The 10000-nt window shown below is 64.0% G+C and carries 5 protein-coding genes and 2 rRNA genes (1 of these 7 cut by a window edge); 2 read left to right on the top strand and 5 right to left on the bottom strand.

Annotated elements, in window-relative coordinates:
• Nucleotides 1-1830 carry the 3' portion of a putative bifunctional diguanylate cyclase/phosphodiesterase gene (locus AZOLI_RS18445; protein WP_044552051.1) on the top strand. The gene continues 12 nt to the left of window position 1, outside the view, so the window shows 1830 of its 1842 coding nt (coding positions 13-1842); its start codon lies beyond the left edge, outside the window; it ends in the stop codon at nucleotides 1828-1830.
• 1 nt (nucleotide 1831) lies between these two features.
• Here AZOLI_RS18445 and hglS read toward each other — a convergent pair whose 3' ends face one another.
• Together hglS and AZOLI_RS18435 are read right to left on the bottom strand one after the other, a co-directional pair.
• A complete protein-coding gene (hglS, locus tag AZOLI_RS18440) occupies nucleotides 1832-3238 on the bottom strand; it encodes a 2-oxoadipate dioxygenase/decarboxylase HglS (RefSeq protein WP_014188666.1) in 1407 nt (468 codons plus the stop codon).
• 129 nt (nucleotides 3239-3367) lie between these two features.
• Nucleotides 3368-4291 (bottom strand): LysR family transcriptional regulator, encoded by a 924-nt coding sequence (locus AZOLI_RS18435; RefSeq protein WP_014188665.1) that lies wholly within the window; start codon nucleotides 4289-4291, stop codon nucleotides 3368-3370.
• A gap of 179 nt (nucleotides 4292-4470) precedes the next feature.
• On the opposite strand from AZOLI_RS18435, the gene AZOLI_RS18430 reads away from it, so the two are divergent.
• The gene (locus AZOLI_RS18430; RefSeq protein ID WP_014188664.1) at nucleotides 4471-5766 is read left to right on the top strand and encodes an NAD(P)/FAD-dependent oxidoreductase; all 1296 of its coding nucleotides are present in this window, start codon (nucleotides 4471-4473) and stop codon (nucleotides 5764-5766) included.
• Nucleotides 5767-5830: 64 nt separating this feature from the next.
• On the opposite strand, the gene AZOLI_RS18425 is transcribed toward AZOLI_RS18430, so the two are convergent.
• The 3 genes from AZOLI_RS18425 to AZOLI_RS18415 all read right to left on the bottom strand — a co-directional run bounded on the left by AZOLI_RS18425 (nucleotide 5831) and on the right by AZOLI_RS18415 (nucleotide 9754).
• On the bottom strand, nucleotides 5831-6532 hold the full coding sequence (locus AZOLI_RS18425) for a CBS domain-containing protein (RefSeq protein WP_014188663.1): 702 nt from the start codon (nucleotides 6530-6532) through the stop codon (nucleotides 5831-5833).
• Nucleotides 6533-6753: 221 nt separating this feature from the next.
• Nucleotides 6754-6869, bottom strand: a 5S ribosomal RNA gene (gene rrf / locus AZOLI_RS18420).
• Between the two features lie 139 nt (nucleotides 6870-7008).
• Nucleotides 7009-9754: ribosomal RNA gene (locus tag AZOLI_RS18415) — 23S ribosomal RNA — on the bottom strand.
• Nucleotides 9755-10000: the final 246 nt, after the last annotated feature.

Here is a 10000-nt window from a genome sequence, read left to right as displayed (position 1 = left end):
CCGTTACGGGAGGAAGACCGGCTTGCCGCCCTTCAGCGCTACGAGTTGCTCGATACTCCCGAGGAGCCGGCCTTCGACCAGATCACCCGACTGGCCGCAAAGTTGCTGAATGTGCCGATCGCGCTGATTTCGCTGGTCGACCGTGATCGGCAATGGTTCAAATCGCGGGTCGGCCTGCCGGCGCGGGAAACGCCGCGTGAGCAGTCATTTTGCGCCCATGCGCTTCAGTCCGAGTCTCTCCTCGTGATCGGCGACGCCCGCCAGGACCACAGATTCGCCGCCAACCCGCTGGTGACAGGCGATCCGCACATTCGCTTCTATGCCGGCGCCCCTCTGCGGACGGCCGACGGCCTGACGCTGGGCACCATCTGCGTGATCGATGACCAGCCCCGCCCCGCCCTGTCGCCCGAGGAAGAGGAGACCCTGCGCGACCTGTCGGCGATGGTGATGGCCCATATCGAGGCGCGGCGCGCCGTCGGTTACCTGCATCCGGTCACCTCGCTGTCGAACCGCTTCCGCCTTCTTGCCGACATCGACGCTCTGCTGGCGGCCTCAGCCGGCGAGGATCGCACCCGTTTGACCTTGGTGGTGATCGACACCGCCGCTTCCCAGCAATACGCCGAGTTGACCCGCGTGCTGGGCCAGGTCAGCGCCGACGCGTTCGAGGTCGATTGCGCCCGCCGCATCGCCGCCTGCCTACCGGACCGCACCCGACTTTACCACCTGTCGCCAGCCCGCTTCGCCTGCATCCTCATCGACCGGCATGAGGATGAGTTGACGGCCACGCTCGACCGCATCGGCGACGCCATCCGCAGCCCCTTCCATTACCAGGGGGTGCCCATCGCGGTCTCCACCGGCATCGGATTCGTCCATCATCCGGACCGGCCGGGCGGAAGCGTGGAACTGCTGCGTGCAGCCGCCAGTGCCGCCCACCAGTCGCTGGAAACGCAGAAACCCTGGTGCGCCTATGACGAGGAGCAGGACCGCGCCTCCCACCGCGCCTTCCTGCTGCTGAGAAACCTGACGGAAGCGATCGGCGGCTCCCAAGCGGAAGCCACCGGTACCGCCACGGGGCGCGGCGGGCAGCTGCACATCGCCTACCAGCCCAAGATCGACCTACGCACCGACACCTGCATGGGGGCCGAGGCGCTGCTGCGCTGGACCCATCCGGAGCTGGGGCCGATCTCTCCGGCGGAGTTCGTGCCGCTGGCCGAGCGGACGGCGCTGGTGCGCCCTTTGACCGAGTGGGTGATCGGGGCAGTGCTGGTCCAGATCGCACGGTGGCGCCGACGCGGGATCGCGCTGCCGGTCTCGATCAACATCTCGATGCTGGATCTCGGGGCCAACGACTTCGCCGACCGGGTGGCCGCCATGCTGGACCGGCACGGGGTGCAGGCGGACTGGATCGATTTCGAGGTGACGGAAAGCGCGCTGATGACCGACCGGGCGGTGGTCGACCGGCAGCTCGACCAACTGCGCCGGCTGGGGATCGAGGTCGAGATCGACGATTTCGGAACCGGCCAGAGCGCGCTGTCCTACCTGAAGGACATCCCGGCGACGGCGGTGAAGATCGATCAGCGCTTCATCCGCTCCATCGCCACCGAGCGCAGCGACCAGATCATGGTCCGCTCCACCATCGAGCTTGCCCACGATCTCGGCTATCGGGTGGTGGCGGAGGGGGTGGAGACCGTCGAAGCCTATGAGTGGCTGCGCCTGCACAGCTGCGACCTCGGACAGGGTTACCTGTTCTCCCGCCCGCTCGCGCCGGCGGCCTTCGAAGACTGGCTGGCGGCGGGCGCCTTCCGGCCCGCCACCGCGGTTGCAGTATGACCTACGCCGTCGCCGGGCTCATCGCCGACAGGCAGGCATCGATGGAGGCCCGTTCGATCTCCGCATAGAGGTCGAACGGGTTCAGGACGGGAGTGCCGAGATCGGCTTCGAAGCGCTGCTGGTTCGGGCTGGCGGAGAAATCCTGCTGTGCATCGTCGCCCAGGTTGGACTGAAAGATACCGGCGGCGCTGACCGGCAGGAAATCCTCATAGACCACCGGATCGAACCGGACGAGACCGGCCGCGATCAGCGCCTCCAGATCGGCATCCGGTGCCGGCGGGTTGCGCCGTCCGGCCTCGGTCAGGGAATAGCTGAAATAGCCGAGCTGCTGGCGGCGGATTTCCTCCCAGCTGTCTGGGAACGGAGCGAAGACCTCCTGCAGGGCCGCCATATACTCGGCGGCATTGGATCCGTCGGCCGCAGGGGCGACGAGTCGACGAGAATCCTGCAGCAAGGCGTCGTACAGCGCACGGCCCTTCGGCGTCAGCGCGATGCCGCGCTGTTCGATTTCACCGAAACGCGCGGTGTGGACGCCCGAACGCCAGCCGTTGCCATCGCGGAAATCGACCGGCTCGCTCAGCGCCTTGAAGGAGGTCTGGCGCAGCAGGATGGGGCAGCGCCGGGTCGGCGGACCTTCCACCACCGCCTTGGGCGCGATGCCCTTCTCCGGCATCATCCGCTGCACTGCGTCGATGTCCAGCGTGCGCGGGGTCAGATGGTTGATGTGCGGTCCCTTGAAGGAAACGACATCGGCGATCAGCCGATGGGCGTCATGCAGCCGCTTGTAGAGCTCCAGCGGCACATTGGCCCGGCTGTGCCAGCGGAAGGTTTCCAGCGCCTCCGCGACGAAGCGGGTGGCCTCCTCCTCCGTCAGCCCGCCGGCCGCCTCGGCCTTTTCGATCAGGGCGAGGCAACCGGCGGTGAAGATGCTGCGCGCGGCCAGCACCTGTTCCGCCTCCTGCCGCAGTCCCGCGTCGGCGATCAGGTCGAGCCTCAGCAGCGAGGTGAAGACACGGAACGGATTGCGGCTCAGCGCCTCGTCGGTCACCGGACGGAAGGCGGTGGAATGGACGGGAACACCGGCTTCCGACAGGTCGTAATAGCCGACCGGCTGCATGCCCATCACCGCGAACAGGCGGCGCATGGTGGACAGCTCATTCGCGGTGCCGAGCCGGATCGCGCCGTGACGCTCCTCCGTGATGCGGGCGAGACCGCCCGCGGCCTCCAGCCGGTGGCGCTCCGCCGGGTCGGCGGCCAGCACCGCCTCGTTTACTTCGCAAACCAGTTCGACGAGCGTCTGATAGGCGGGCACCTCCGTCCGGTACATCTCCGACATGGCGGTGGAGAACAAGGTACGGATCGCATCGGGGCCGATGAAGCCGGGGTCGATGAAACTCTGGGCACTCATTGCAAATCTCGCTCGCGTTGCCTGCGTCGGACCGGTCCGGTCGCTCTCCCGGCCCCTCCCATGGCCCAGCTATAGCAACGAAGCGCCGCATTGGATTGCGATTGTTTTTACCGACTTGATGAGGAAAGCTCATGATGTTGCGTGCGACGGCACTCCATGGGTTTCCTCCCGGCTTTCCGTCAGGATCCAATCGCGGAAGGCTGCGAGCGGCGGATAGCTCGCCCGTTCCGACGGCCACACGACATAATAGGCGTCCTCGCTTTCCATCGGCAGGTCGAGAGCCGGCACCAGCTGCCCCGACCGCAACTCCTCCCCGATCAGGAAAAGCGGCAGCAGCGCCACCCCCAGCCCGGCGACCGCCGCCTGGATGGTGGTGCCGAACTGGTCGAACAGCATGCCGTGCACGCCATCGGCCGGCGTATCGTGCAGGGTCAGCCAGCGTTCCCAGGCATCGGGGCGGCTGGTCAGGTGCAGCAGCGGGGCAAGGCGCAGGTCGCCGGGTTGCCGAAAAGCGAAACGGTCGCGCAGATCGCGGCTGCAGGCGGGGATGACGGTTTCCCGGCGCAGCAGCGCCATCTCCCCGCCAGGCCAGTCCGGCCGGCCGAAATGGATCGCCACGTCGACGGGATCCAGCCGGAAATCGAAGGGCGCCATGCGCGTCACCAGATTGATGGTCACACCCGGATTCTGCGTCAGAAAGTCAGGCAGCCGCGGCGCCAGCCAGCGGACCCCGAAGGTCGGCAGGATCGCGACGCTCAGCGTGCCGCCATAGGGGTTGGCGCGCAGGTTGAGCGACGCCGTGCTGATCTTGCGCAGTGCATCGCGCACTTCCCGCACATAATACTCCCCGCCTGCGGTCAGGCGGATGGTCTGCCGTTCGCGGTGGAACAGCTCGACGTCCAGCAACTCCTCCAGCGCCTTGATCTGGCGGCTGACGGCGCTCTGGGTCAGGGACAGCTCCTTCGCCGCCGCGGTGATGCTGCCGGTCCGCGCCGCCGCCTCGAACGCAGTCAGAAGGGACAGAGAGGGGAGGAAGCGGCGGGGGCTCTGCATCTCATTCTCATGGGGAATGACTGGTTGAGCAAACATCACTTTGTCGAAGGGGGTAGGCAAGCGAATCTTCCCAGCTGTCCGTTGAGACGGCGACCCGCTGCGCTCACGGAACCGGTCCGGGCGGTGTTTCCGGCCGGGAATGACAGGCGGGCAAGAACACGGGAAAAGGACCACAGGGAATGCTGAACGATCCGCGGTCGCATGGGCTTTGGGAACGGACGGCACCGCCGGCGCCACCGACCACGCCGCTGAGCGGCGCGGTCAGGGCAGACGTGGTGATCGTCGGGGCCGGCTACACCGGCCTGTCGGCCGCCCTGCATCTGGCGGAAAGCGGCGTCGACGCGGTGGTCGTCGAGGCGGTGGAGATCGGCTTCGGCGGCGCCGGGCGGAATGTCGGGCTGGTCAACGCCGGCATGTGGGTGATGCCCGACCAACTCGTCAACACGCTGGGGCCGGTCTATGGCGAGCGGTTGATCGAGCTGCTCGGGAATGCTCCGCGCGCCGTGTTCGATCTGATCAAGAAGCACGCCATCTCCTGCGAGGACGAGCGCAGCGGCACCCTCCACTGCGGCGTCGGTCCCGCGGGCTTGCGCGAACTGGAGCAGCGGGCGGCGATCTGGCAGAAGCGCGGGGCGCCCGTGCGCCTGCTCGACGCCGCGGAAACGGCGGAGAAGGTCGGCACCAGGGCCTATACCGGCTCGCTTCTCGACCTGCGGGCCGGCACCATCCAGCCGCTGGCCTATGCCCGCGGGCTGGCCGCCGCCGCCGTGAAGGCGGGTGCCCGCATCTTCACCCGCAGCCCCGTCCAGTCGGCAAGCGAAACCGGCGGCAAATGGGAGGTGAAGACCGCCACCGGCAGTGTGTTGGCCGATTGGGTGATCGTCGCCACCGACGCCTACAGCATCGGCCCCTGGGTGCAGCTTCGCACCGAGCAGGTCCACCTGCCCTACTTCAATCTGGCGACGGAGCCGCTGTCCGACGCGATGCGGAAAGCCATATTGCCGGAGCGGCAGGGGGTGTGGGACACCAAATCGGTGCTCAGCTCCTACCGGTTCGACCGTCAGGGACGGTTGGTGTTCGGCAGCGTCGGCGCATTGCGGGGAACGGGCATCGCGGTGCACCGGGCTTGGGCGCAGCGCTCGCTTGCCGCTCTGTTCCCGCAGCTCGGTCCGGTGCGGTTCGAGTCCGAATGGTACGGGCAGATCGGGATGACCAAGGACAACCTGCCCCGTTTCCACCGGCTGGGCCGCAACGTGATCGGCTTCAGCGGCTACAACGGCCGCGGCATCGCGCCCGGCACGGTTCTCGGCCGCTGCCTTGCCGACCGCATCACCGGCAAACTCACCGACGCGGAGATGCCGCTTCCCGACACGGCCCCGGATACGGTCGCCGGCCGTGCGGTGCGTGAAGCCGCCTACGAATATGGGGCGCAGGCGACCCACCTCGTCGGCGCGCGGCTGCCGGGTCGGATCTGACCCGTTCGGGATGGCGGGCATGGCCGGAGTAGACCGGCCATGCCCAACCAAACCACCGGCTCCGTTACAGACCCCAGGCCCCGCTTTCCGCCGGATCGACGACCTGGATGTTGTTCTCCACCGCCTTCACGCCGGGAACGCCTTCCGCCGCAACGCGTATGGCATCGCGCTGGGACGCGCTGCTGATGAAGCCCCAGAGATGAACGACGCCGTTGCGGACGACGATGGCGTCATGCGACCGCGAATCCCAGGACAGTTCCTTCACCGCCGCAGAGACACGCTCCTTCAGCACACGGTCGTCAGGGGCCGCCGCCGGGGTCTCCGGCGAGACGCTGGCCAAGGCACGCAGCAGGTTCGCCCGGCTGATGATGCCGATCAAGGTGCCCTGGCGGACCACCGGCACGCGCTTGATTCGCCGCGTTTCCATCAACCGCACCACCTCCTCGGGCGAGGCATTCTCGTCGACGGTGGTGACATGGGCGGTCATGACGTCCGCGACCTTGCGGGCATGGGATTTGACGAAGTCCTCCGCCGGCAGAGTGCCGCCGGATACCAGTCCCAGCCACCAGGAGCGGTGGCGCTCGGTCCCGAGTTCCACCCGGCGCAGCAGGTCGCCCTCGCTGATGATGCCGACCACCTTGCCGGCAGCATCCAGCACGGGCATGCCGCTGATATTGTTCTCCAGCATCTTCCTGGCCGCATCGGCGACAGTCGCGTCCGTGCCGATGGTGATGACCCGCGGCGTCATCAGATCGATTGCCTTCATGGTTTCGCTCCCCCTTGATGTTGTGCGGTGAAGAAAGAGTAGGGAGCAGAAAACCGGGAACGATTGATCTGCCGCAAATCGGCGGCAGGCTTTCCGCATGGTGAAAAAGATCGCTCACGCAACACGAAAAACGCCCCGGCTCGTGAGAACCGGGGCGTTTCGGATATGTGCGAAGATGCCAGCGTTTGTGCTTCGGGTTTGGCGTCTCTTGAGGCTGAGTGACCTGGCGGCGACCTACTCTCCCACGTCTTAAGACGCAGTACCATTGGCGCGGAGGCTTTTCACGGCCGAGTTCGGGATGGGATCGGGTGTTTGACACCTCGCCATGACCACCAGGTCACCAAGGCTCAAGACCGACGCTTTCCGAAGCGCATTCGCTGTCGTGCAAGTGAGTGAGGAGTATCGAACTGGCGGTGTTGCGTCAAGCAGGGCCTTCAAGCAGGCTTGCTGCTGCGCATGGCGCGGTTTGTGGTGTCGAGATCAAGCCGATCGAGCGATTAGTAAGGCTTAGCTTCAGGCATTGCTGCCCGTCCACATGCCTCCTATCGACGTGATGGTCTGTCACGGCTCTCAAGGGAGCTCTGGTTTAGAGGTGGGTTTCCCGCTTAGATGCTTTCAGCGGTTATCCCGTCCATACTTAGCTACCCGGCCATGCCACTGGCGTGACAACCGGTGCACCAGAGGTATGTCCATCCCGGTCCTCTCGTACTAGGGACAGATCCTCGCAAAACTCCGACACCCACGGCAGATAGGGACCGAACTGTCTCACGACGTTCTAAACCCAGCTCACGTACCACTTTAATCGGCGAACAGCCGAACCCTTGGGACCTGCTCCAGCCCCAGGATGTGATGAGCCGACATCGAGGTGCCAAACGACTCCGTCGATATGGACTCTTGGGAGTCATCAGCCTGTTATCCCCGGCGTACCTTTTATCCGTTGAGCGATGGCCCGTCCACGTGGAGCCACCGGATCACTATGGCCGACTTTCGTCTCTGCTCGACTTGTCAGTCTTGCAGTCAGGCGGGCTTATGCCATTGCACTCGACGAGCGATTTCCGACCGCTCTGAGCCCACCATCGCGCGCCTCCGTTACACTTTGGGAGGCGACCGCCCCAGTCAAACTACCCGCCATGCAGGGTCCCGGACCCGGGTAACGGGCCACGGTTAGATGCCAGAGACTTCAAGGGTGGTATTTCAAGGTTGGCTCCACCCGGGCTGGCGCCCAGGCTTCCAAGCCTCCCACCTATCCTACACATGAAGTCCCTAGCACCACTGCAAAGCTGTAGTAAAGGTGCACGGGGTCTTTCCGTCTGACCGCGGGAACTCCGCATCTTCACGGAGAGTTCAATTTCGCTGAGTTGGTGTTGGAGACAGCGGGGAAGTCGTTACGCCATTCGTGCAGGTCGGAACTTACCCGACAAGGAATTTCGCTACCTTAGGACCGTTATAGTTACGGCCGCCGTTTACCGGGGCTTCAATTCAAGGCTTGCACCTCTCCTCTTAACCTTCCGGCACCGGGCAGGCGTCAGACCCTATACGTCGCCTTGTGTGGCTTCGCAGAGCCCTGTGTTTTTAGTAAACAGTCGCTACCCCCTGGTCTGTGCCCCCCGCCATGGCTTGCGCCACAACGGGGCCCTCTTCTTCCGAAGTTACGAGGGCAATTTGCCGAGTTCCTTCAACACCATTCTCTCAAGCGCCTGGGTATACTCTACCAGTCCACCTGTGTCGGTTTGGGGTACGGTCTATACGGCGGGGCTATTTCCTGGAACAGGTCCACAGCATGTCCAATCCGATAAGGACATACACGCTTTCCCATCCGTCACCTCCGCCAGGCCCAGGACTATTAACCTGGTTCCCATCGACTACGCCTTTCGGCCTCGCCTTAGGGGCCGGCTCACCCTGCGTGGATTAACCTTGCGCAGGAACCCTTGGACTTTCGGCGACAGTGTTTCTCACACTGTTTGTCGCTACTCATGTCAGCATTCTCACTTCCGATACCTCCAGGCGGCCTCACGGACACCCTTCGCAGGCTTACGGAACGCTCCGCTACCGCGTGATCGAAGATCACACCCGCAGCTTCGGTACACGGCTTGAGCCCCGATACATTTTCGGCGCAGGCCGGCTTAACTAGACCAGTGAGCTATTACGCTTTCTTTAAAGGATGGCTGCTTCTAAGCCAACCTCCTGGTTGTCATGGCCTTCCCACATCCTTTCCCACTTAGCCGTGATTTGGGGACCTTAGCTGGCGGTCTGGGCTGTTTCCCTCTCGACGATGGACCTTAGCACCCACCGTCTGTCTGCCGCGCTCTGCTCACGGGTATTCGGAGTTTGGTTAGGTTTGGTAAGGCTCGCGCCCCCCTAGCCCATCCAGTGCTCTACCCCCCGCGGCAATACGCGACGCGCTACCTAAATAGCTTTCGCGGAGAACCAGCTATTTCCTGATTTGATTGGCCTTTCACCCCTAGCCACAGGTCATCTCCGACTTTTTCAACAGGCGTGAGTTCGGTCCTCCAGTGCGTGTTACCGCACCTTCAACCTGCCCATGGCTAGATCATCAGGTTTCGGGTCTAAAGCATGCAACTCGGTCGCCCTATTCAGACTCGCTTTCGCTGCGCCTCCACCTACCGGCTTAAGCTCGCTGCATACTCTAAGTCGCTGACCCATTATACAAAAGGTACGCCGTCACCCCATGAAGAGGCTCCGACTGCTTGTAGGCATCCGGTTTCAGGAACTGTTTCACTCCCCTTGTCGGGGTGCTTTTCACCTTTCCCTCACGGTACTGGTGCACTATCGGTCACTGAGGAGTACTTAGGCTTGGAGGGTGGTCCCCCCATGTTCAGACAGGGTTTCACGTGCCCCGCCCTACTCGAGCATTCGATCCGGTTTATCCGTACGGGGCTATCACCCGCTATGGCCCGACTTTCCAGACGGTTCCGGTTATGTAGATCGAATGACTGGCCTGGTCCGCGTTCGCTCGCCACTACTAGCGGAGTCTCGGTTGATGTCCTTTCCTCCGGCTACTTAGATGTTTCAGTTCGCCGGGTTCGCTTCCCACACCTATGGATTCAGTGTGGGATACCGCTTGACGCGGTGGGTTTCCCCATTCGGAAATTCACGGATCAATGCCTGCTCGCGGCTCCCCGTGACTTATCGCAACGTGCTACGTCCTTCATCGCCTCTCAGTGCCAAGGCATCCACCAGATGCCCTTCAGACGCTTGATCTCAACTCCAACGAAAACGCTTGCGCCACGCGCAGGAACAAGCCTGCTCGCGAGCTGACCGACAGGGCCAACTGTTTCCGCCGTTCGATGCTACTCCCAGCCAGCGCGCCTTGTGAGCTTGCCGGCCGAGGAGCGTCCTCGGTCACTTGCACTTCATCTTCACTTGTCCATGATCCCGTCCCGTTAGGGACACAGCAACGAGCGCTGCGCGCTCGTTGCTGTTCACGTTGCCGTGTTGTGGTTCCTT

Origin of the sequence: Azospirillum lipoferum 4B (genome assembly GCF_000283655.1) — a bacterium.
In the GTDB taxonomy this organism is placed as follows: Bacteria; Pseudomonadota; Alphaproteobacteria; order Azospirillales; family Azospirillaceae; genus Azospirillum; species Azospirillum lipoferum_C.
This window is presented reverse-complemented; position numbering and strand designations above follow the sequence as displayed.

Bases quoted from the DNA above. Each gene is read 5' to 3' on its own strand.
- hglS (WP_014188666.1), bottom strand. From the start codon at position 3,238: ATGAGTGCCCAGAGTTTCATCGACCCCGGCTTCATCGGCCCCGATGCG.
- AZOLI_RS18435 (WP_014188665.1), bottom strand. From the start codon at position 4,291: ATGCAGAGCCCCCGCCGCTTCCTCCCCTCTCTGTCCCTTCTGACTGCG.
- AZOLI_RS18430 (WP_014188664.1), top strand. From the start codon at position 4,471: ATGCTGAACGATCCGCGGTCGCATGGGCTTTGGGAACGGACGGCACCG.
- AZOLI_RS18425 (WP_014188663.1), bottom strand. From the start codon at position 6,532: ATGAAGGCAATCGATCTGATGACGCCGCGGGTCATCACCATCGGCACG.